We start from the raw sequence: 22,483 nt of genomic DNA on the forward strand, positions 1-22,483 counted from the left end.
AATACAAACTCCTTCTTATTTAATTTTTTCAATTATATTGTCTGTTCATCTCGTTCATTAAGGCACTAAATGCTTTACGCACACCGTTCATAGCACCGTTAAGCTTCACGTAACTAATGTCTTTGTTGTTGATACTTACAATATATTTACTGTCCGCTACACGTACACCAGTGGTCAATCCTGTTGCATCAGTTATCATCACCTTACATTCAGAAGTCTCGGTATCATATCCTGCATTGATAGCGGATTGACTTAGCTCTTGAGCCATCATTTCATCAATGCTTATTCCGAATCCGTGAGTCATGCTTATGTTCTCCTTTTGAAACTGTGTTTACGGTATCTTTTTGATTTTTATCGCCAAGAAGGACACGTCTGATATAACTTTCATTTGATGGTTTGTTGGAATTGTATGGCATATTATCGCTCTCCTTTTATTTAAATTGCAGATAAAATTAAATATTAATATTCATCTATTCGTAGCCTGTTATTTCACCGTAAGCATTATACATTGGCTTTCCTGTTGATTGTTCCGATACAGTTTTCACGCCTAATCGCTGTTTACGTTTGATTTCAGCTGCACGTTTAATTTCAGCAATAATCATTGCGTTAGCTCTTTTTTCGTCTCCAAACATTCCTTTAGCTTCAATTTGATACTCGAAAATGTCTTCAGCATCTAATCGAATATGAATTAACTTTCTTGTTGATTCGCTCATTTTATTTTCCTCCATTTTCAAAATAAAAAAGCTGTCAGTTACGACAGCTCATTAACAAACCCGATTTCTTATAATTTCAGCTTCAAATTCATCAACCTGCTGATTAAGAAATTCAATTACAACTTCAACGTCTTTGCTGGCAAATAACAAATCATCAGCTCCAAAAACTTTATACGTTTCCAAATTTTCGTCCAATCCGATTATCAATTCTAAAGTGTGGTCAATTTCACTCATATAATTAAAAACGATTTTGCTTTCGGATAATTTTTTCAATGAATGTACTTGATAAATTTCATAATCATTATGTTCAAAATGACTGTCAGCAATGGCAACGACCATTTCTGCAAATTTCTTTTGTGCCTCGATTTGTGCTTTCATAATTACATTCTCCTTTGATATTGTTTGATATTTATTGATACAAAATATATATACGTTGCTACGCCTTAAATCAGGGCTTTTTAGCATCTTTTTTTAATTTTTTAAAAGCTGTAGCGATAGCGAAAGCACGACGGTCTGAAACAATGCGGAGCATTTTTCAAGCCAGGACAATGAGCTTGCGAATTGTCCATATTATTACTGAAACGGTCTTAATATAAATACAAGCTCCGCTGGACACTTCGCTCGGCACTCGCTCAGGTATATGCTCGCAACAAGTTGCTCACTACTCCGCTGACGCTCCGTTGCTACACTTTTTTGTTTTGTACTCAGTTAAGTTATTTACTATAGTAATCATCTTTCAAAATCGCTACTGAGTACAAAATACAAGAATATGTAAAAACAATTTGTACTCACTAGCGATATTTACTATAGAGAAACACCGGTTTTTTCGCTTCTGAGTACAAATATCGGTTGCTTAACTGAGTACAAAAAATAACTGAGCACAATTTGCACTCAGTTACGATATTTTTTCATTAATTTGTACTCAATTACGAATGCTTTTGAGTACAATTAATTTTATAAAATTCTACTTTACCTTCAGCTGTACGCTCCGAATTGCGTTTGCCTAACTCATAATTATATTTGCTAATGGCATTGCTTAAAGCTCTTGTGCTTTCAACTGGTCGTTTGGCGATGATATTATGCTTTTCACGTAGCTGCATAACTTTCCGACACATTGAATTAATGGTAATGCCATTTTTATTTTCTTTAGTATAAATTCGCTCACCATTTAAATCTTGAAGAAATGCTTTCATGTCATTATCATAATCATTTTCTTTGCTGACAATTCCTTCTTGGGTCAAACGAACAAATTTGCTGTCTGGGAAGTACGGTTTGAACATATTTTCTAGCTTTTCAAACTGCTCATTAGAAATTTCATCGTTATGGCAATACAAACGCTGAGCGTCATATAAATTGATTTCAAACGAATGATACAAAGGCATATTAATTTGATAATCAGCTACATACCCATCCATGCTATGAATATTTACAAATTCATGTTGAAAGCGTTTTTTTTGAACCGAATACATACCCAATAACATGGCATATTTTGTTGTTTCATTTGCTTTACGATATTCTTGTAAAAACTTATCAAATTCTTCAAACAGACGCTTTGTTTCCGCATAAAATTTATCTTTTGATAACACGACCACAACATCTTCCACGCCTTTACGCAAACGCCCAACAGCTTGAACAATTTGAGTAACAGATGGCAATTTAATTAATGCCGATTCACATTTTGTTTGAAGCTCCATGCCTTCAATATACGCTCCAGTTACGATTAAAAAATCAACATTTTCAGGAAATTGCTCAGTACGAACAATTTCATCAGAAATCAGCTTCATTTCATCGGTTGCTTTGTCATGTGTTTTGCTAAAAATTGCTTTTGCTTTTCCTGGTATCCGTTGATTTATTTGAGCTTCAAGTTTTTGAGCGTCTGCAACGGTTTGCACAGCGATAAACATTTTCTTTCGACCAAAATATTTAACATGAGTTAACAGGTCTTTTTCAGTCGTGAAAATGATGTTGCCGACTTTTACATTTGATTTCACGCCAAGCACTTCTTTAAAGTGCTTTGTTCCATGTTTATAACTAAGCAGTGCCACTGGAGTAGCTGTAAGAAACAACGCTTGAATATTGTTATCGCCAATCCACTTTAAAAAGAATGAGCCATATTCTGCATACTTTTCAGCTGTGATTAAATTATGTGCTTCATCAAATACAAAATATTTGAATTGTGCTGATAAGTTTTTATTTTTGACCGCATTTTTCAAAGCTGCATACGTACATACTGTCACATTTTCGATTTGAAAAAAATCTTCGCTCAAGTTGTGTTTCTCTGCTGTGCCTTTAGCAATCAATTGATTTTGTATGGCCAAAAATGGTGCTGCTATCAATATCTCCTTAGGCTCACATTCCAATATATTAGCTAAAGGACCTGTGATGAACGTAGTTTTTCCTGTGTTAGTTCCGCCAACTACAAGTGAATAATGATTTTTGTTGAACAAATCTTTTTTTGTGATTCCCTTTTTTTTAGCAATTCCGCTGATAAATTGTTCTGTCATTTGATTAAATTCTCCAATCCTAATTCTATTAGTTTGATAATTGCTTCAGTTATGCTCATTTCATGCAAAGTGGCATAAGCTGTAATTTTTCCATACAATGTTTCTCCCACTCGAAAATTTAACCGATGTGGCTTCAATAGTTTTTTCATCTTATTTTCCCCTTCCTGTCATACGCTTATAAATGATATATACGTACCAATCAAAGAAGTAAGGTTCCTGTCATACATTCCTTAAAAAAATCTTTCTATACATTGTATTGAAAATAAATCTAATGTCAGGTTGGCTCAAAAATAAAGATTGAGAGCCCAATTTTGGTGCTTCATAATAGTAAAGTATTACCAAATATTAGGAGGAATAAAAATGAATTTATCAGATGAAAAAATTGAGAAATTATCAAAAGTGCTAAAAGACGTTACTTATGAATTGGAGCGACAAAATGATTTAAAGAAGAAAACTATACTCAGAAATGCAGCTGATGAAATACGACCATACGAGCCGAACATTGCATTAGTATTGGAGGAATTAGCGAAATGACGACACTTAAATATTCTGTGGTCATATTAGGAATCATTGCAGCTATTGGAATCGGGGCTTATCTCTTTTTTCAAAAAGAAATTGGCAATCCTGAAGAGTTAACGAGAGTTGCTGAAGAAATAAACGAGCATGGTGTTCAGGACAAACCTGAAAATAATGAAACCGAGGTTGAATTGGATATGACAGAATCCGAGGTGCAAACATACCTTCACCTTATGACCCACCAGCATGTGAAAGCTGACAAGAAATGGGGCGCTGTTGAAAGTTCACCGCAGAACATTAAAAACTTGCTGACCATCGTTAAGGCGAATCAAGACGCATACGAATACAATCAGTATTACATTGAAGTTTTAGAGCTCTGGTCGGAAGGAAATTTTAGCAATGCCGTATCAGTACATAACACCATTTGGAAATGGAAAGGCGGAACTGTTGGTCGAGCCACAGGATTGATGAGCGAAGATGAAAAAAGAAGATTTGTCGAGGAAAACTTCAGAAAATGAAAAAAAGACCTGCCTGTTGGCGGGTCTTTTATATTTGTCCAACTGGATATGCTATTTGTTGTCCGTCTAAATTAATTTCATATGGCTCTCCGCTATGAACTTTCTGAAGTAAATTGACCATTTCTACCGAGTATCTACTGACATTATTCATATAGACGTGATAATTGTTATTGCTGGCTCTTAAATCTATTCCAGTTTGAGCACGGACATTATAAATCAAAGCATAAGCACGAGTCCAATGCGCCCTTTCACTGTCAAATACCCTTCTGCTCATTTGAGTTGCAGTTAATGAAAATTGAGACGCTAATTGATTTGGGTCATTGATATGAGCAAAAGTTAACATTGGCCTTGTACTTTCAGTTCCCGCTTCTTCACCAGTAGTAAAAGAGCTTAAGAAATTATCTCTGTCTGTTAAATAGCGCAAACTTGCAATGTCTACTTCAAGATTTGTAATGGTATCGCTTTTGACTACGTTATAAACTGTTTCTTCAATTTGTTTGAGGAACTCAATATCAACAGAATCTTGATACAAAGCTTCATACAGCTTTTCATATGTGTTCAATTTAATGTAATTCAACCTAACTGATTCACCATTTCCAACTGAAATTGGCTTTTCTCTTGGTGGAGTTTCGGCAGAATTGATTTGCTCCCTTTTCCATTCTATAAACCACATGTTCTCAATCATTGGTTCCATATCAGAGTCAATGATTTGCTTAACATTGTACAAAATGGATTTAATATTTTCATCGTTTAAACTGTACCCAATGAAAACTATTGGGTGTTCCATAAAATACGTGAAAAGCTTAGCGATTAAGTAAATTTGTTTTTTGAAGAAGTTATCATAATCTTTTTGCTCAATAACGATACTGTCAAAGTCTTCAACTGAGCCATGAATTTTTAAAATATGCCCAATATCTGTTGATTTCTTCAAATTGATAACCTGTTGACCAACTATCGGTTCGTATTTAGGAAAGAGCGTTTCTAACAAATTATCGTAGTTGGTAGTAATAATTGCTTGAGGGCTCAACTTTTTAATTAAATCAATTTCTTCTTTCAGTTCATGTACTTCAGCGTCAAATTGCTCCATGAGTTCGATTAATATGCTTGAAATTTTGAATTTTAAATGAATATTTTTTGAAGGCGATTCAAAAAGAAATGGTGGAAATAAATCATCATCATCTTTATTTTTCCAAGCGTATGTACGGTAATAATCGACCAATTCAGAAGCAATCTTTGCATAGTTTCCATTATGTTCTTGAATATAAAATTGCAAAGGCATTTCTATTTCTGGATTCTCTTCTATTAGCTGTTCCAGCAATTTCCCCCAAGTTGGTGCATTAATATATCTTTGAGAAAAACCTGAGCCAATAAATAATATCGGTCTACTTTTCATATCACCAATATATTTTTTTAAATACTCCAGCGAATGGTCTAGGTACAAATCGTAATTCGACATAGCTCTTCCCTCCCGTACAATTAACAATAATTATATTTTATCATTGAGCAGGCTTATGTACTACAAATAATGGGATATATTTATTATTCGACAAAATTCGACAAGAGTGTAATCATGTGCTATGGTTTATATTAATTACTAAGAAGTCATTGAAGCTTCAACAATTACATAATAAACAAACTTAAAAAGGTGGAGTTTATTATGATTAACAGAACAATTTTTGGTGGACAGGTGTTTTACAGAATTGCTGATTTGGCGGAATTATTTGATGTGTCAGCATACAAAATGAGAAAAGCAATCAAGGAACAAAACATTAAGACTACTCGTCTTCCTGGTTTTGGTCGTTGTGTTTTTGTGCTGGAAGCAGATATTTCCAAAATCAACGTGTATGGCGAAATGAAAGTTTTGAAAACGGAATTTACGGCTGAACCTGTAAAAGAAACTAAGGTTGTTGAAATACCTAAAGCCAAACGGAAGTATAAAAAACGCAAGTCAGCTGCTAAAACTACGAAAAAAGCCGAAGTTGTTGAACTTCCAACGCCAGCAATTATTGAAGAACCAAAAATAGAGCATGCCCCACTCATAAAGCAGCTCAAAACATTGCGTATTCAATATGCCCAAAATTGTATATGTGATAAATACGATGAAATTTATGGCGCTTATTTTGATGAAAACATTCCTGATGATAAGTTCACCATTGAGCATGATGAAAAACTAAAAGAAATGCTGAAAATGCTGGAATCAGAATTAAAAGAACCTGTTTTAATTGAAGAGCTCAGTTTTTAATCAAAACTATAAACACGTCTGGTCATAGCACCAGGCGTTTGTTTACATTTCACATAAAACTATATGTTTAAAAATAAAACCGTAGCCAATGACGACTACGGTTGATTACCGTTTGCAATTTGATTTGAACTGATTTGATTTGATACATGTTGTTCTCGATATCTGCGTTTTATTCTTTCAATTATATTTTTATAACTGTCGCTTAAAGCTTCTTTATCTCCGACTTGAGGCTCTTCTTCGCCTAACTGCCTATCATAAATGTCTTCAATATTATTAAATTCATCAGCAATTTCTTTTTCTAACAAATGATAAATTTCAAAAAGAAGCGGTCTTACATATTCCACATAGTTATCACGAATTAATTTGTAGCCATTGTGATTATCCCAAACAAGTATTCTGTATGTTCCATCACGCAACAATATTTTATTGTATGTTTGGAACTTTATTTCATTGTCCTTTTGAATATTTTCTTGTTTAATTTTGTTTAATTCAAAAGTTTGATTTTCTTTTATAGCTTTTGTCTGCACCAAATATGTTATCCATCCACCAATCAACACACCCACAAGTGGTAATGCCATATTCATTACATCTGACCATGCCATAATTTTCATCTCCTTCTTTTTCCATATTATCTTATTGCTATCGTTCAGTAAACGTTGTTCTACATCATTTTAAATATCATACTCACAATACACAAAACGACCCCACTGGACATGCAGCATGGTCGTTTAAATGATTAATGGTGTGTATTTAATAAAAAAATATAAAATTACAGCTATCACCTTACATTTCTTCTACTTTCAATATAGTAGTATCAGGAGGAATGATAACAATGAATAATTATTATGTGTATGCCCATAAAATACCTTTACAGGGTGATATTTTCTACATTGGGTCGAATTATCGTGCAGGAAATTTCAGACGAGCATATGGATTAAATAGTCGTCCTGAAAAATGGAAACAAGAAGTGAAAAGACACAATAATTTATATGATGTTGAAATTCTTGCAGTTTTCGATAATCGACAAGATGCTTTGAAATATGAATTAAAAATGATGAAGTATTATCAAGAAAACAAAAATTGGTGTTGGTGTAACGGGGAAAATCGAAGCGATGAAACCATTTGGCTTTTAAGAAATAGCTCTGTATGCAGGAAAATCTTAAGTGTTAAAAATGACAAACAACAAATTTTTGATTCCATTCGATTCGCTAGTAAAGAATTAAATATCCCCCGCTCTACCATTCATCATTATATAAATACAGGTAAAAAGCATCCAGCTGGTTACTATTTTAAATATTTTTCGTAAAACTATTGAAGTGTACAGGTCAAACGTATATAATAACAAAGGTAGAAGTACCGTAAGTGTTGTTATATCAACGTTTACCTCGATTCCTTAGCTCAGCTGGGAGAGCGCTACCTTGACAGGGTAGAGGTCGCTGGTTCGAGCCCAGTAGGAATCATTGGACCTTAGAGTCCGCAGCAGATTTTAGGAACGAAGTCTGCTAAGAAAAAAGCCGTCACCTTCGGGTGTCGGCTTTTTTATGTGAATTTATAAGCTGTACAAAAACCCCCGAAAGTGCAGAATTTGCACTTTCGGGGGTCTGTTTATGCTTCGGAAGCTTTCGGTTCTTTTGGTTCTTTTTTATCACGCGAGATCCATTGGATAATGAACAACACGATAAAGACTCCGGCACCGATTGTATCTGACAATCCTTCAGGATAAATCAATGCGATACCCGTTACAAATGTGATGATGCGTTCATACCAGTGAAGTTTGCGGTACCAATACCCGATCAAACCGGCACCGATGGCAATCATTCCCGTAATGGCGGTAATCAGCACCCATATGAGTTCGGGCCAGGTCGTATCAATCATCAACAGCGAAGGTGACAGCACGAACATATACGGAATGATGAACGCGGCGATGGCCAGTTTGGCAGCATTGAAACCGGTCCGTATAGGCTCCCCACCCGAAATACCGGAGGCAGCGAATGCGGCCAGCGCTACCGGCGGGGTTATATCGGCGATGATCCCGAAATAGAATACGAATAGATGGGCAGACAAGGCTACTACCAGCGGAGTCGCTGCCCCTTCCGGATATTCAAGCATCAGCAAGGTGATGATGGCTGGAGCCGCAATTGTAGATGTGATAACATAGTTTGCCGTTGTCGGCGAACCCATACCAAGAACAATTGCTGCCAACATTGTAAAGAACAGGGTCAATAGAACGTTTCCGCCTGACGCAGACACCAGACCGTTAGCGAGGCTTAAACCTAATCCGGTTTTCACCACTACACCAACGATAATACCTGCGGCAGCAGTAGCAGCAGCTACTGCAAGGGCAGTGCGGGCACCATTAACCAATGCATGAATCATGTCTTTAAAGTTGAGACGCGTTTCTTTATTGAAAGAACTGACGACGATCGTCAGGACAATTCCCCATAAAGCAGCTTGCATGGTGGGAATCCCGATTAACAGGAACACGATAATTGCCAAAATTGGTGTCAGCAAATAGATTTTTTTCAAAACTTCTTTGCGATTCGGCATTTCTTCCGGGGACAGTCCTTTCAGACCGATCCGCTTCGCTTCAAAATGCGTCATGATCCAGACACCCGTGAAATAGAGAAGTGCAGGAATCGCTGCCGCTTTGGCAATTTCCCAGTAAGTGACGCCACCGATAAATTCAACCATCAGGAAAGCTGCAGCCCCCATGATCGGCGGCATTAATTGTCCGCCTGTCGATGCGGCAGCTTCAACGCCCCCGGCAAATTCCTTTTTATAGCCCAGTTTTTTCATCATTGGGATCGTATAGGAACCGGAAGTTACAACGTTTGCCACCGAGCTCCCGGAAATAGTTCCCTGCAGGGCACTGGAGAAGATCGCCACTTTTGCAGGTCCACCGGTCAAATTACCGGCAAGTGAAACTGCCAGATCATTGAAGTATTGCCCGACCCCGGTCTTCACAAGGAAGGAGCCGAAGAGCAGGAATGTAAAGATGAACGTCGAGGAAACTCCGATCGGCGTTCCGAGAATTCCGTCTGTTGTGAAGAACATCAATTGAATCAGGGAATCCAGATCCTGTCCTCTATGCCGCAAAAACCCAGGGAAAATAGGTCCGAAAAATGCATAAGTCAGGAATAATGTGGCAATTACTGTAATTGGCATACCCACAGCTCTTCGTGTAGCTTCCAATGTCAATAGAACTGCCAGAATGCCGACGAACAAGTCCATTTCAGTAACGCGACCGATACGGAATACCAAGTCATCATACATAATAGGCCAGTAAGCCCCGACACCAATGGATAATAATGCCAAAATATAGTCATACCAAGCGACTTTATGCCGCTGCCCTTTGCGTTTTCGCAACGGGAACAGGATATAGATTAGCGAAAGGGCGAACCCTAAGTGGATCGATCTTTGGATATACGCAGTGTATTGGCCAAAAATCGCAGTATACAACTGAAACAGCGCAAACGCCAATAATCCGTAAAATACAACGTGCTTCATCATACCGGATAAATCACGGGTATTGGATTCCGGATCATATTTTTGCAGAATTTCCTTCTGTTTCTCTTCAGAAACGTATGTATCATCATCTTCCGGCGGCATTTTCTTCTCTTTCCGGTCTTCCGGCGGTAGTTTATTGCTCATCAATATTCACTCCTTTTAGTTGCTGGAAAAGTGACAGCCGCTGAATACGAAACGTATACGTTTTGCCTCTGACGAGTGCCTTTTTCAGATTATATTCTTCACCATTCTTCATCAGGTAAAGGCTGGCATCAACATCGCCGATCAATATACGGAATTCCGGCAAACGCCTGTCCATATTCTTGATGAAATACTTACCGTCTTTTTCGACAAATACCTCTCCTTCTCCTGCATTGGAAGGCATTCCAACATTAAAATCTTCATATTCCAATTCGACCATTTTCAATCTATCGTCAGGCAGAACTTCATAACTTTCGATTACATCAGACAAATGGATGGAATGAGTATATTTTATCTTAAAATAGTTTTGAGTCAATAGTGAATAAGCAGTAAGGGCATTTGTGTCGCTGTCAATAAACACGAAACTTCTTTGAAGTGGGATTAGTGCTAGTGCGGAGCTGATTAAGATGAGGGTTATCAGAATCAGAAGAAAACGCTGCTTGAATTTCGTTCGCATAAACTAGTCTCCTCCATTGTACAAAACAAATAACGACGATAAAGCTTACGCTTTATCGTCAGTTATCCAAAAGTATTTGATTAGTTTACTTCATCAAAATATCTTTGTGCGCCTGGGTGGATATCGATTCCGATTCCGTCAAGAGCCGTTTCAGCCTTGATGAATTCAGCTTTTGCGTGTTGAATCTGATCCGTATTTTCATAGATGGCTTTTGTAATGTCGTAAACAAGATCTTCTGACAGATCGTTTTGTGCAACAAGCATAGCGAGTACGGAAACAGTCGGAACTTCTTCCGTCAAACCATAGATGCCTGATGGCACTGTATCGTGTGCGTAATAAGGATATTTTTCAATCAGTTCCTCAGCTTTATCCTGTTCAACAGGAACGATTACTACATCAGAAGTAGCACCTAAACTTTCAACAGCCCCCGTCGGCGTACCTGCTGTGATGAAAGCAGCGTCGATTTGGCCTGATTGAAGGCTTTCCTGTGATTCTCCGAAGTCAAGGTTCTGAGCATTGATATCGTCCATCGTCATCCCGTGGATTTCCAACAATTGTTCAGCATTGATAAAAGTACCTGACCCAGGTGCCCCAACAGAAATCGATTTCCCGGCAAGGTCATCATAAGAAGTGATGCCTGAACCTTCAACTGTTACCAATTGGATTGTTTCCGGATACAGTGCGCCGATTGCCGAAACAGTATCGATCACTTCACCTTCAAACATGTTTGAACCTTCTGAAGCATAGAAAGCAGTATCCGTCTGAACGAATGCAATTTCCGCTGAGCCGTCAGCCAGTGCCGTCATATTTGCTGCAGATGCCTGAGAAACTTCAGCTGTAGTATCAAGTCCAGTTTCATTTTCAATGATGGTGGCCATTGCGCCGCCAAGTGGATAATAAGTTCCCGTCGTTCCACCAGTCAAAATACTGATAAATTCCGGATCTTCTGCTCCGCCGTTTTCGCCGTTTTCGCCGTTTTCCCCTGTGTCTGCAGTGTCGTCACCACATCCAGCTAGAAATACCGAACCAGCAAGTGCAACACTCGCAAACAAACCGAATTTCTTATTCAACATAATTTGACCTCCTCTTATTAAAATTTTTTACATGTTCCTTACATTATAATACCATGACTTTGTATCCAATTGTCAATCAAAATAAGATTTCGTAACCGTTTTCATAGGGAACCTGTAACGGTTTCAGGTGTCTGTGCCCTCCACATGCATTTCAGGAGCAGTTTCTTCCGGCGAAATGTCCTTAAAGCCCTTCCCTTTCTCTTCCAAATCTCGTTGCCGATGTGCAATCCTTGCGCTGGCACAGGCTGCAATACTGGCTACCAGATCATCCAAAAAAGTATGAACCTGGCTGCCTGCTTTTGTATCCAGATCATGGATAACACCGATTTTATTGCGGTCCAGATGTCCGAATGTGGTAACGGCGATACTGCCATAGGTTAAAACAGCTCCCAGCCCGATCATTTCATCAACGCCGAACAACCCTTCATCCGTATCGACAATTTGCTGCAATGGTGCCGAAAGTTTTCCCTGCTCCGCCAGAACATCCAGTTCCACCCCGACCAGCAGGGCGTGCTGCATTTCTCTTTTCTGCAAAACACTTTCCACTGATTCTATGCAATGCGCTATTTGCAGCCCTTCATTGAATGGTTCCTGCATTTCAAAAACGATTTCAGCAATTTCTTCAATGGAGACTCCGCGTCTTTCCAGCGCCTCATGCGCAGCTTTCGTTACCGAGTCCGAATGTACTCTGACTTCCTTGCCATCGATTCCTTTCATGTCAAAAACCCCTCTCTCTATTTGTGATAACTACTCCTTCATTATACCTTGCAGGCTGAATATGATACAATTTTTATACAAAACTTGCCGAGGAGGTATCATCATGAATCAAGGGAAAGTAGAAGACTTAACGATTTTTAGTGAAGCATTGCAGGAAGACATGCAATTGCTTGTTCACCTTCCTTTTAATTATTCACCCTTATACAAATACAGTATTGTCATCGCATCCGACGGCAAAGATTATTTCCAGTTGGGCAGAGTGCCCCGTGTAGTTGACGAATTGCTCGAAAACCGTGAAATTGAGAACATCATTTTTGTGGGCGTACCATATAAAAGCGTTGAGGACAGAAACAATAAATATGAACCATCCGGCTCTCAGCACGCAGCTTATCTGAGATTCCTGGCACATGAGCTTGTGCCATTTATAGATGAGAAATATCCTACCTATCAGGTGGGCATGGGCCGGACGTTGATCGGTGATTCGCTCGCCGCAACCGTCAGTTTGATGGCCGCTTTGAAATACCCGAATATTTTCGGACGCGTTATCCTGCAGTCACCGAAAGTTGACTCCAAAATGTTGGAAACCGTTTCCAATTTCAATTCCGCCCATGCTTTTACCGTCTATCATGTAATTGGCAAAGGCGAAACGGAAGTCAAATTGACTTCCGGCGAGACAGCGGATTTCCTGGAACCCAACCGGGAACTGCATCAACAGCTCAAGGATAAATCTTTCCCGCTATTTTATGAAGAATTCGATGGCGATCACACCTGGAAATATTGGCAGCCGGATTTGAAGCGCGCCTTGATCCAAAATTTTGGCGTTTAAGCTGAATTCGCAATTTATCTCATTCTTTTGTTATACTGTAATAAGTTAAGATTTATATTTTACGAGGAGGCATATTTATGAAATACGGTGTTGCAGCATTTCCGTCAAAACAATTACAGGACATCGCCAATTCTTACCGCAAACGTTATGATCCTCATTATGAGTTGATTACACCTCATATCACGTTAAAGGATGAGTTCGAAGCGAATGGCGCAGAAATCAAAGATATCGTGGAAGAAATGGCGAAAATCGCTAAACGCCAAAAGCCTTTCAAACTTCACGCGACACGCGTAAGTTCATTTTCACCCGTGACCAATACACTTTATTTTAAAGTTGAACCTGTACAAGAAATTCTGGACCTGCACGAGGATCTGCATTCTGATTTCTTCGGTGGCATGCCGGATTATTCCTTTGTTCCACATATCACGATTGCCCAAAAATTATCTGATTCCGAGCATTCCGATATTTTCGGCCAATTAAAAATGGCGGGCATCGATCATGAAGAAACAATCGACCGCATCCACCTTCTTTATAAACTGGACGATGGTTCCTGGACAGTCTACGACACATTCCGTTTGACTGGAGATGAGCAATAATTGCAGAAAGTAAAAATAGCTGAAAACGAACTCGAAAAAGAACAGGCCTTTGATATTCGCAGAAAAGTTTTTGTCGATGAACAGCAAGTGCCTCTTCATATCGAAATGGACGAGTACGACAGTACCGCCACACATTTTGTCGGCTACAATCTTCAGCAGCCTATCGCTGCCGGACGCATCCGCGAAATTGAAAGTGGCATCGGCAAAGTCGAACGCGTTTCAGTTTTGCCCGAATTCCGCGGACAGCACGTCGGTGTCCTGATGATGGAAGCGATGGAGTCATATGCACGCACAGCAGGCATGTCGACGTTAAAACTGAACTCGCAGTCATACGCGATCCCTTTTTATGAAAAATTAAACTACACCGTGACTTCTCCGGAATTCCTCGATGCAGGAATACCGCATAGAACAATGGAAAAGAATTTGCACGCATAGAAAATCCAGCCTTCAAAATTTGAGGGCTGGATTTTTTTGGTTTCAATTGGGAAATACGATCTTCATTTTGCAGCAGCTTTTTAAAGTACATGATACCCGCTGTCGACGTGGATGGTTTCGCCAGTAATTCCGCGTGACATATCGCTGAACAGGAAGACGGCCGTGTCTCCGACTTCTTCCGGTGTCGTATTGCGGTGAAGCGGCGCTTTTTCTTCGATTTCACGAAGAATCGAATTGAAATCGCTGACTCCTTTAGAAGACAGAGTTCTGATCGGTCCTGAAGAGATTGAATTGACACGGATGCCCAGTTTGCCAAGATCCGCAGCCAGATAGCGCACAGACATTTCCAGTGCCGCTTTTGCAACGCCCATGACGTTATAATTCGGCATGACGCGCTCTCCCCCGATATAAGTCAAAGCGACGATGCTTCCGCCTTCTGACATCAACGGTTTGGCATGCTTCGAAATAATCGTCAGTGAATAAGAACTGATATTTTGTGCCAACAAATAGCCTTCACGTGAAGTTTCGGAAAAATCGCCTGCCAGCTCTTCCGTCTTAGCGAAAGCGATGCAATGCGCCAAACCGTCGATTTTGCCGGCTTGATCCTTGATTGCGGCGAAACATTTTTCCACATCTTCGTCACTCGTCACGTCGCACGGAAGAATCGTTTCGTGCTTGCCGTCAAGGGTTGCCACCAGATCGCGCACAGATTTCTCAAAACGCTCTCCGGCATATGTAAAAATAAGGTTCGCTCCCGATTGGTCCAGTGCCCGCGCAATTCCCCACGCGATGCTGCGTTTATTGGCCACGCCCATAATTACGAATGTCTTGCCTTTTAATGAAATCGACATTGTCATTCCTCCTGAAATTCTAATTATTACCTGGTACTAATATTACATCATAAAAAAGAAAAGTGCAATTTGCACTCTTCTAGAGGTTACTCAGGAATGTAGTTGCCAGACCCAAATAGATTAATATGGAAATGATATCATTCAACGTCGTGATGAACGGACCGGAGGCTACGGCAGGGTCAATTTTCAAACGGTGGATCAATAACGGAATAAACGATCCGGCGAGAGTGGACACAAAAATGGAGCCCGCAACCGCAGTTCCGACCAGCAACCCGATGAGCAATTCACCTTTCCAAAAATAAACCAAGCCGACCACGACAATGCCGCAAACAAGGCCTGTTATCAGACCGGTGCCGGCTTCACGATAAAGGAGCTTCATCTTGCTCTGCTCTTCAATATCGCCCGTGGCAATCCCGCGAACCGCTACCGCCAGCGCCTGTGTGCCGCTGTTCCCTGCCATGCCGGCAATCAGCGGAATGAATACCGCAAGCAGCGCCACCTGGTCCAATGTGGATTCGAACATGCCCATCAAGTTCGCTGTGAGCATACCGAGAAATGTCAGCAAAATCAACCACGGCAGCCTTTTTTTCGCAGCACTGAGAGGCCCTTTATCAAAATTATCCATATCCGACACAGCGGCCAGTTTGGAATAATCATCTGAAGCTTCTTCATCCAGAACATCGATAATATCATCCACGGTGATGATGCCGAGCAGGTGGCCCTGAAAATCAACGACCGGCATCGCCAGGAAATCATAATCCTTGATCATGCGTGCCACTTCTTCCTGATCTTCCCCTACCGATACACTGACAACCCGGTCATTCATGATCGATTCGATTAAAGTGTCTTCCTCCGCAATGATCAAATCACGCAAAGTGACAATTCCGGCAAGCTTTTTTCCTTCATCGATGACAAAGACATAATAGATGGTTTCGGCATCAGGTGCGGCATTCCTGAGGATATTCATTGCGGAACGGACCGTGGAATTTTTTGGGATGGCCACGAATTCGGTCGTCATGATCGAACCCGCTGTATATTCTTCGTAATGCAGAAGGTCTTTGATTTCCTGTGCTGCCTCTTTCGGCATAATCGTGAGATAGCTCGCAACCTGGTCTTTGCTCAAATTATTCAATACATCGACGGCATCATCCCGGTACATAAAGGACAGGAGATCTGCGGCATACATGGCATTCATTTCTTTGAAGAGGTCTTCGTATTCATCATCATCCAATTCGATCGCTTCGAAAATGTCCGCCATTTCTTTCGGAGAGAGATACTCATAAAGCTGCTGACGGATATCCGCCTCAGCTTTTTCGTAGAATTCAGCCTGATCGTAGGGATGATGGGACAGGAAATCTTCCCGGAACTCCTCCACTTGTCCTTGTTCCAGCAATTGCAAAAGCATGTCTTCATTTAATTCTTCATCGCGCATCAATTTTTCTTCCATCATCCCGGCTTCCTCCTTTCGATTTTGCAGTACGCCACTTTGGCAGTCACTGCGTTACACTTATAATAGCAAGTATATCAATTTAGTATATGAGGTGCTTATCATGAAATATGACATAATCGGCGACATTCATGGCTGTTTCGACGAGCTCATGGAATTGCTCGAAAAACTGGGCTATCGTTATGACAACGGTATTCACCGCCATCCCGAAGGCAGGCAACCTGCATTTGTCGGCGACGCCATGGACCGTGGCCCCGATTCATTGGCGGTATTGGCATTATTATTCACCCGGCAGGATCAGGGCATTCTATTTTATTCCCCTGGAAACCATTGCGATAAACTTTATCGGTTTATGAAAGGGCATTCGGTGGAGCTCGTACACGGACTGGAAGTCACGGTCGCAGAATGGCAGGCTCTGCCGAAAAAGGAACAGCAGGAATTCCGCAAAAGATATATTCGATTTTACGAAGAACTGCCCCAGTATCAGGTGCTGCGGGACGATCTGATCGTCGCCCACGCTGGACTGAAAAAGGAAATGATCGGCGAGCCTTTGAGCAGAAAGATTGCCGTATTCACGCTTTACGGCGACCGCACAGGGAATTTCCATGCCGACGGTCGGCCGGTGAGACGCGATTGGGCGAAATCCTACCGGGGCGAACCGTGGGTCGTTTATGGCCACACCCCAACCGAAGAACCTTACATCATCAACCGAACGGTGAATATTGATACCGGCTGTGTTTTCGGCGGATCATTGACGGCATTCCGTTTTCCCGAAAAAGAATTGGTTTCAGTGCCAGCAAAACAGCCCTATCAGCCGGAACGTTTCCACCGGTTCACCTGATCAGTGCAGCCATATCTTCACGGTTCGGCGATTCGAAGCTGAGCGCTCGACCGGTAACGGGATGAATCATTTCAAGCTTGCGGCAATGAAGTGCCTGGCGGCGGATCATTTCCCGCGTTCCACCGTAAAGATCATCTCCAATGAGCGGCTGTCCGATATGCGCCAGATGAACCCGTATTTGGTGTGTGCGGCCGGTGTTCAGCTTTAACTCGACATGGCTGAAGTTGGCGTATGCCTTAAGCAGCTTGACTTCGGTTTCTGCAAATTGGCCATCTTCCCGAACTTCTCGTTCGATAATACTGGAATTTTTTCTGCCGATCGGCGCAGTAATCGTAAACTCTTCCTGCTCCATGAGGCCGTGGACAAATGCATCATAACGCCTGGACATCTTCTTCTCCTGCTGTTGAACGGAGAGCATATGGTGGATATGCCGATTTTTGGCGATGCAGACCAGTCCGCTCGTATCGCGGTCAAGCCTCGTCACGATATGCAAAGTGGCCGGTATCCGGTGACTTTCAAAATGGCCGGCAACCAAATTCGCCAGGCTGCCCAGCGGATGTTCACGCGACGGAATCGTATTTTGCAAAGGAGGCTTATCGACAATCAGCAAGGCCTCGTCTTCATAGACGATCTGCAAGTCCCCGTTTTCCGCCTGCAATCCTTTGCCAAGCTCTTCCAACGGAAAAACAACGGTCACAGCATCCCCGACTTCAAGAGGATGCCTGACCGTCACTTCGTTGCCGTTCACCAGTATTTGCCCGCCGCCATATTTTACAGAAGCAAGAGTTCGCTTAGAGATCCCCCAGGACTGCAGGGCTTCACGCAATAACCCTTTGGCGTCGGCAGTATAATTCAATTCAAATGGCTTCATCGGTACTCCTCGCTGTCGATAAAGGAATCGTGGACCCTTCTCCAAAACGGGAATGGGCGGAAACGAGCGAATCTGACTTTTTCTTCAGCTACCCGATATTCAATGGACCGCACATCTTTATGAAGCAATTGAAGATGGTCAACTGTTACCATAAAATCCGGTGCTTTCACCGGGCGCAGCACGCAACGGTGATGGGCCGGCAGCACCAGCGGAGCACCGACTGTCCGGAAAACCCGGTTATTGATCGATGCCATTTCGGTCAATTGCATCGCTTCCAACGACGGATGGATGATTGCGCCGCCAAGCGCTTTGTTATAAGCCGTGCTTCCCGACGGTGTAGACATGCAGAGACCGTCGCCGCGGAAGCGTTCAAAATGATCTTCATTTAAAATGACGTCCATGACGAGCGTCACGTCAGGAGATTTCACGGTCGATTCATTCATTGCCAGATAAACAGCAGGCTCTTCTTTATTTTGATAATGAATACTGGTTTCAAGCAATGGATATTCAATCACTTCATATTCTTTTTTAGCAATCGACAGCACCAGTTTTTCAATCTCAATCGGCTTCCAATCTGCGTAAAATCCAAGATGGCCTGTATGTATTCCGACAAAAGCAACTGACGATAATTGGTCACTGTATTTATGGAAAGCGTGCAGCATCGTTCCGTCTCCACCGATCGACAGGACGATATCCGGCTGGTCCTCTTCCCATTCCATGCCAAAGTCTTCCAGATAAGCGCGTGCTTTAGCCATTAAATCATTCGACAGATCATCACTTCTGGATATTATGAAATATTTCATCTCTCTTTTCTCCTTCCATCTTCGTTTCTCGGAAAATGAGTGCCTGGTGATTCTTTGAATTCCGTAAAATAGGCCTGTGCTTCCTGAATTTCATCCCGAATCTGTGACATCTCTTCATCCAGTTGGAATGCTGCTTCTGCTGCCCGCTGCAATCTCAGTTTGATTTCATCGGGAAAAACGCCTTTGTATTTATAATTCAATGAATGCTCGATGGATGCCCAAAAATTCATCGCCAAAGTCCGGATCTGAATTTCCGCCAGTATCAGCTGTTCCCCGCTGATGGTCTGAACGGGGTACTCAACAATAACGTGATACGACCGGTAGCCGCTCTGCTTCTCACGGGAAATATAATCTTTTTCTTCCACAATGCGCAGGTCTTTTCGTTTCCGCAGCAATTCGACCACTGTTTCAATATCCCCGACAAATTGGCACATCATCCGGATGCCGGCAATGTCCTGCAGTTCCGTAGCCAGCTCGATGGAAGGCTCGAAAGGAATCCCTTTTTCAAGCGACTTATCATAAATGCTCGCAATTGGTTTGACCCTGCCGGTAACAAACTCAATCGGGGAGTTGATATTATCGGTTTCGTATTGTCTTCGCATACCTTTGAATTTGATTTTCAGTTCATCGACAGCCTGTTTATAAGGCGCTAAAAATCGATCCCATTGTCCCATAACCGGTTCCCCGCTTTCGTATCTATACTCTCTTGTATTGTTCTATTATAGAATGTATTTAATATCAGCTGATATTCCGCAAAACAGCTTCGAAGACATTAGCCGAAGCTCGCGAGGCTAAGTCTTTGCGACGAAGCAGCGTAGCGATGCAGGAGCACTATGCGGATCTCGGCACTTCGTCGAAACGACGTTGGAAAGCCAACGCCGTTTCTGTCTCTGCATCGCTTCGCTAGCTTCGAGACATTTAAAAGCGTTGCTCCCCATGGCGTCTTCGCTGTTTTGCTCCATATCTTAGAGACTCTCTCTGCCAAAGTTAGTCACCCAGCGCTGGCGCGGCCAGTCCAAAGCGCCGAAGCGTTTTTAAAAGCTAGCTAGTAAATTCAACTTATCTAGTCATATTTTAACACAGCGCTGCGATTCGTTGCAGTTTGACTCGAATTATCACATAATAAAATAGAGTGAGGTGCAGATGATGACCAAAGAACTGGAAATTGAATTTAAGAATTTATTGACCAAAGAAGAATATTTGAAATTGATTGGCCGCTTCGGCTATTCTGCTGAGGACGCTCAAACTCAAGTGAATCATTATTTTGATACAGCGGATTTTAAATTACGCGATCGCCGTTCGGCACTCCGAATCCGGCAAAAGGCTGATACATATGAATGTACGCTGAAAACACCGGCGGACAATGGCTTTTATGAAATTACCGACCAACTTCAGCTGCCACAAGTCGAAGAGATAGTTGAAAAACGCGGATTTTCCGCCCCGGAAGTTACGAAAGCCTTGAAGGAAATGGGACTTGAAGCGGAAACGCTGGAGCCCCTTGGCAGCCTGACTACTCACCGGATCGAATTCCCCTATGAATCCGGCCTGCTGGTGCTCGACCATTCGGAGTATTTGGGTACCGCGGATTTTGAAATTGAATACGAAGTTACCGATTTTGAAGCTGGGAAGCAGCGATTTCAAGCGATCTTGCGCGATTTCGGAATTCCAGTCCGCAGCACCGATAAAAAAATTGCCCGTTTCATGAAAGCCGCTAAAAAGCAGGCCCATTCGAATAAAATTATCGAATAAAAGCATTTATCAGCCATTATTTCCCATCCGACCATTCGATTTATTTGAGATATTCTCTAAGCGTTGTTAGAATGAATTTACAGCTACAGCAAAGGAGACATATTGATGACTGGAAAACCTATTATTCCGTATGAAGAAATTGGTGCGGAACGCCTGTCCCTCTTAGTGGACGCATTTTATGCCCGCGTCGCTATGCATCCAAAGCTTAAGCCTATTTTTCCTGATGATTTATCGGAAACCGCTAGAAAGCAAAAGCAATTTATGACTCAATATCTTGGTGGACCTAACATATACTCAGAAGAGCACGGACATCCCAGACTTAAAGCAAGACACAACCCCTTTCCGATTACACCTGAGCGGGCCCAAGCCTGGCTTGAATGTATGAGTGAAGCAATGGATGAAATCGGATTGACCGGGAAATTCCGTGACACCTTCTATAACCGGCTTGTAATGACTGCACATCATATGGTCAATGCACCGGACAGTGAGGAGGAAATGGTGTGAATAGCCTGGACCTGGCAAAACAGATTTATGACAGCCCGAACCCGGTAAAGCCCATGGAACTCTATATATTTCTTGACCCATTGAACATGGAATGCTGGGAACTGCAATCCGTCATGAGGAAGCTCCAGATTGAATACGGCCATTATTTTTCGATGCGTGTTGTGCTCAGTACCAAATTGTTCAATTTGAACAGCCAGCAAAAAACCTCGTCGATCGCTACCGACAATCTGACGCATCCAGTATTGGCCTCAGTTGCGGTCAAAGCAGCCGAGCTGCAGGGCAAGCGTGCAGGCAATCAATTCCTGCATAAACTGCAGGAGCAGCTGTTCCTGCAGACAAAAGATGTTTCTTCCTACCAGGTACTACTCGAAATTGCACAAGATGCCAATCTCGATCAGGAAGAATTCGAAAAAGATTTCCATTCCGTCCATACGGCAAAAGCATTTCAATGCGATTTGCAGATTACGCGGGAAATGGAAATCACGGAAGTTCCGAGCATCGTCTTTTTCAATGAATGCATCGAAGACGAAGGTGTTAAGATTTCCGGACTGCATTCATACGATACCTATCTGACTATCCTTCAGGAAATGCTCGGCAGGGACACCTTAAACAGACAGGCCCCACCACCGCTTGAAGAACTGTTTACCAAGTACACAACGATCGCGACAAGAGAGATCGCGTCCATATACAATATCTCGCAGGAAACTGCTGAACGAGAAATGAAGAAACAGATGCTGCAGCAAAAAGTTGAACGCATCTGTTTGCCGGATGAAACATTATGGAAAGTAAAATAAGCACGGCGCCGATTGGCGCCGTGCTTATTTATATTCGAAAAGCTCAGCCCCGCCAAGCGCCAAATTTTGGACAAAGAAAAACGCCTGCCACGTCCGGCAGGCGTTTTTCATATACAAAGGGGATGGGAGAAATGTTCACGCTCAAACAAAGGGGTGTATGTTTGTATGTGATTTATTTCACAAGACTAACTTTATCACGGAATAATTGTTTATGCAATAATTCACAAACGAATTCACAAATTTGTCATAATGGTAACCAACCGGAAATGTTTTTAATTATATTAGAATAACTAAAAAGAACAGGCTCAGAATTAATGA

The 22,483-nt window shown here is 41.7% G+C and carries 28 protein-coding genes and 1 tRNA gene; 13 read left to right on the forward strand and 16 right to left on the reverse strand.

Annotated features, from left to right (window positions below; translation table 11 throughout):
* Positions 1-28: 28 nt before the first annotated feature.
* The 5 genes from DHX103_RS02560 to DHX103_RS02580 form a co-directional block, all read right to left on the reverse strand.
* Entirely contained in the window at positions 29-304 is a 276-nt protein-coding gene (locus DHX103_RS02560) for a hypothetical protein (RefSeq protein ID WP_422123711.1), read from the reverse strand.
* 166 nt (positions 305-470) lie between these two features.
* Complete coding sequence (locus tag DHX103_RS02565) at positions 471-713, reverse strand: hypothetical protein (protein ID WP_422123712.1); 243 nt, start codon at positions 711-713, stop codon at positions 471-473.
* Between the two features lie 51 nt (positions 714-764).
* Positions 765-1,091: a hypothetical protein gene (locus DHX103_RS02570; RefSeq protein WP_422123713.1), complete on the reverse strand. Its 327-nt coding sequence runs from the start codon at positions 1,089-1,091 to the stop codon at positions 765-767.
* A 548-nt stretch (positions 1,092-1,639) separates the two neighbouring features.
* Entirely contained in the window at positions 1,640-3,217 is a 1,578-nt protein-coding gene (locus DHX103_RS02575) for a DEAD/DEAH box helicase (protein ID WP_422123714.1), read from the reverse strand.
* Positions 3,214-3,366, reverse strand: coding sequence for a hypothetical protein (locus tag DHX103_RS02580; protein ID WP_422123715.1), 153 nt, complete (start codon positions 3,364-3,366; stop codon positions 3,214-3,216). The genes DHX103_RS02575 and DHX103_RS02580 overlap by 4 nt, the downstream gene beginning before the upstream one ends.
* A gap of 211 nt (positions 3,367-3,577) precedes the next feature.
* Between DHX103_RS02580 and DHX103_RS02585 the strand changes: the two genes are divergently transcribed.
* The gene (locus DHX103_RS02585) at positions 3,578-3,751 is read left to right on the forward strand and encodes a hypothetical protein (RefSeq protein WP_422123716.1); all 174 of its coding nucleotides are present in this window, start codon (positions 3,578-3,580) and stop codon (positions 3,749-3,751) included.
* Complete coding sequence (locus DHX103_RS02590) at positions 3,748-4,251, forward strand: DUF6241 domain-containing protein (protein WP_422123717.1); 504 nt, start codon at positions 3,748-3,750, stop codon at positions 4,249-4,251. Before DHX103_RS02585 ends, DHX103_RS02590 begins: the two co-directional genes overlap by 4 nt.
* 28 nt (positions 4,252-4,279) lie before the next feature.
* Here the strand turns inward: DHX103_RS02590 and DHX103_RS02595 are convergent, their stop codons facing one another.
* Entirely contained in the window at positions 4,280-5,707 is a 1,428-nt protein-coding gene (locus DHX103_RS02595) for an SIR2 family protein (protein ID WP_422123718.1), read from the reverse strand.
* Positions 5,708-5,908: 201 nt separating this feature from the next.
* On the opposite strand from DHX103_RS02595, the gene DHX103_RS02600 reads away from it, so the two are divergent.
* Positions 5,909-6,493, forward strand: coding sequence for a hypothetical protein (locus DHX103_RS02600; protein WP_422123719.1), 585 nt, complete (start codon positions 5,909-5,911; stop codon positions 6,491-6,493).
* 95 nt (positions 6,494-6,588) lie between these two features.
* On the opposite strand, the gene DHX103_RS02605 is transcribed toward DHX103_RS02600, so the two are convergent.
* On the reverse strand, positions 6,589-7,095 hold the full coding sequence (locus DHX103_RS02605; RefSeq protein WP_422123720.1) for a hypothetical protein: 507 nt from the start codon (positions 7,093-7,095) through the stop codon (positions 6,589-6,591).
* A gap of 230 nt (positions 7,096-7,325) precedes the next feature.
* On the opposite strand from DHX103_RS02605, the gene DHX103_RS02610 reads away from it, so the two are divergent.
* Together DHX103_RS02610 and DHX103_RS02615 are read left to right on the forward strand one after the other, a co-directional pair.
* The gene (locus tag DHX103_RS02610; protein ID WP_422123721.1) at positions 7,326-7,799 is read left to right on the forward strand and encodes a hypothetical protein; all 474 of its coding nucleotides are present in this window, start codon (positions 7,326-7,328) and stop codon (positions 7,797-7,799) included.
* 81 nt (positions 7,800-7,880) lie between these two features.
* A tRNA-Val gene (locus DHX103_RS02615) sits at positions 7,881-7,953 on the forward strand.
* Between the two features lie 145 nt (positions 7,954-8,098).
* Here DHX103_RS02615 and DHX103_RS02620 read toward each other — a convergent pair.
* The 4 genes from DHX103_RS02620 to DHX103_RS02635 all read right to left on the reverse strand — a co-directional run bounded on the left by DHX103_RS02620 (position 8,099) and on the right by DHX103_RS02635 (position 12,448).
* The gene (locus tag DHX103_RS02620) at positions 8,099-10,144 is read right to left on the reverse strand and encodes a TRAP transporter permease (protein ID WP_422123722.1); all 2,046 of its coding nucleotides are present in this window, start codon (positions 10,142-10,144) and stop codon (positions 8,099-8,101) included.
* Positions 10,134-10,658: a DUF1850 domain-containing protein gene (locus tag DHX103_RS02625; RefSeq protein ID WP_422123723.1), complete on the reverse strand. Its 525-nt coding sequence runs from the start codon at positions 10,656-10,658 to the stop codon at positions 10,134-10,136. The genes DHX103_RS02620 and DHX103_RS02625 overlap by 11 nt, the downstream gene beginning before the upstream one ends.
* Before the next feature lie 80 nt (positions 10,659-10,738).
* A complete protein-coding gene (locus tag DHX103_RS02630; protein WP_422123724.1) occupies positions 10,739-11,731 on the reverse strand; it encodes a TAXI family TRAP transporter solute-binding subunit in 993 nt (330 codons plus the stop codon).
* A gap of 123 nt (positions 11,732-11,854) precedes the next feature.
* Positions 11,855-12,448 carry a phosphatidylglycerophosphatase A gene (locus tag DHX103_RS02635; RefSeq protein WP_422123725.1) on the reverse strand — a complete coding sequence of 198 codons (594 nt, stop codon included), beginning with the start codon at positions 12,446-12,448 and terminating at the stop codon, positions 11,855-11,857.
* 103 nt (positions 12,449-12,551) lie between these two features.
* On the opposite strand from DHX103_RS02635, the gene DHX103_RS02640 reads away from it, so the two are divergent.
* From DHX103_RS02640 to DHX103_RS02650, 3 genes are all read left to right on the forward strand, one after another.
* Complete coding sequence (locus DHX103_RS02640; RefSeq protein ID WP_422123726.1) at positions 12,552-13,274, forward strand: alpha/beta hydrolase; 723 nt, start codon at positions 12,552-12,554, stop codon at positions 13,272-13,274.
* Between the two features lie 77 nt (positions 13,275-13,351).
* On the forward strand, positions 13,352-13,870 hold the full coding sequence (locus tag DHX103_RS02645) for a YjcG family protein (protein WP_422123727.1): 519 nt from the start codon (positions 13,352-13,354) through the stop codon (positions 13,868-13,870).
* Positions 13,871-14,305, forward strand: coding sequence for a GNAT family N-acetyltransferase (locus DHX103_RS02650; protein ID WP_422123728.1), 435 nt, complete (start codon positions 13,871-13,873; stop codon positions 14,303-14,305).
* A gap of 80 nt (positions 14,306-14,385) precedes the next feature.
* Here the strand turns inward: DHX103_RS02650 and fabI are convergent, their stop codons facing one another.
* Together fabI and mgtE are read right to left on the reverse strand one after the other, a co-directional pair.
* Positions 14,386-15,156, reverse strand: a complete 771-nt coding sequence (gene fabI / locus DHX103_RS02655) for an enoyl-ACP reductase FabI (RefSeq protein ID WP_422123729.1) — start codon at positions 15,154-15,156, stop codon at positions 14,386-14,388.
* A 79-nt stretch (positions 15,157-15,235) separates the two neighbouring features.
* The gene (gene mgtE / locus DHX103_RS02660) at positions 15,236-16,606 is read right to left on the reverse strand and encodes a magnesium transporter (protein WP_422123730.1); all 1,371 of its coding nucleotides are present in this window, start codon (positions 16,604-16,606) and stop codon (positions 15,236-15,238) included.
* A 100-nt stretch (positions 16,607-16,706) separates the two neighbouring features.
* On the opposite strand from mgtE, the gene prpE reads away from it, so the two are divergent.
* A complete protein-coding gene (gene prpE / locus DHX103_RS02665) occupies positions 16,707-17,444 on the forward strand; it encodes a bis(5'-nucleosyl)-tetraphosphatase PrpE (RefSeq protein ID WP_422123731.1) in 738 nt (245 codons plus the stop codon).
* On the opposite strand, the gene DHX103_RS02670 is transcribed toward prpE, so the two are convergent.
* From DHX103_RS02670 to DHX103_RS02680, 3 genes are read right to left on the reverse strand one after another with little or no spacing between them, the layout of a single operon-like run.
* On the reverse strand, positions 17,437-18,315 hold the full coding sequence (locus tag DHX103_RS02670; protein ID WP_422123732.1) for an RluA family pseudouridine synthase: 879 nt from the start codon (positions 18,313-18,315) through the stop codon (positions 17,437-17,439). The genes prpE and DHX103_RS02670 overlap by 8 nt on opposite strands.
* Positions 18,312-19,118, reverse strand: a complete 807-nt coding sequence (locus DHX103_RS02675) for an NAD kinase (RefSeq protein WP_422123733.1) — start codon at positions 19,116-19,118, stop codon at positions 18,312-18,314. The genes DHX103_RS02670 and DHX103_RS02675 overlap by 4 nt, the downstream gene beginning before the upstream one ends.
* Positions 19,115-19,792, reverse strand: coding sequence for a GTP pyrophosphokinase (locus tag DHX103_RS02680; RefSeq protein ID WP_422123734.1), 678 nt, complete (start codon positions 19,790-19,792; stop codon positions 19,115-19,117). Before DHX103_RS02680 ends, DHX103_RS02675 begins: the two co-directional genes overlap by 4 nt.
* A gap of 472 nt (positions 19,793-20,264) precedes the next feature.
* On the opposite strand from DHX103_RS02680, the gene DHX103_RS02685 reads away from it, so the two are divergent.
* The 4 genes from DHX103_RS02685 to DHX103_RS02700 all read left to right on the forward strand — a co-directional run bounded on the left by DHX103_RS02685 (position 20,265) and on the right by DHX103_RS02700 (position 22,455).
* Positions 20,265-20,867, forward strand: a complete 603-nt coding sequence (locus tag DHX103_RS02685) for a CYTH domain-containing protein (RefSeq protein ID WP_422123735.1) — start codon at positions 20,265-20,267, stop codon at positions 20,865-20,867.
* A 105-nt stretch (positions 20,868-20,972) separates the two neighbouring features.
* Entirely contained in the window at positions 20,973-21,371 is a 399-nt protein-coding gene (locus DHX103_RS02690; protein ID WP_422123736.1) for a globin, read from the forward strand.
* Positions 21,368-22,165 carry a ClpXP adapter SpxH family protein gene (locus tag DHX103_RS02695; RefSeq protein ID WP_422123737.1) on the forward strand — a complete coding sequence of 266 codons (798 nt, stop codon included), beginning with the start codon at positions 21,368-21,370 and terminating at the stop codon, positions 22,163-22,165. Before DHX103_RS02690 ends, DHX103_RS02695 begins: the two co-directional genes overlap by 4 nt.
* Positions 22,150-22,455 carry a hypothetical protein gene (locus DHX103_RS02700; RefSeq protein ID WP_422123738.1) on the forward strand — a complete coding sequence of 102 codons (306 nt, stop codon included), beginning with the start codon at positions 22,150-22,152 and terminating at the stop codon, positions 22,453-22,455. Before DHX103_RS02695 ends, DHX103_RS02700 begins: the two co-directional genes overlap by 16 nt.
* Positions 22,456-22,483: the final 28 nt, after the last annotated feature.

This window comes from Planococcus daihaiensis (assembly GCF_049262615.1).
Classification (GTDB): domain Bacteria; phylum Bacillota; class Bacilli; order Bacillales_A; family Planococcaceae; genus Planococcus.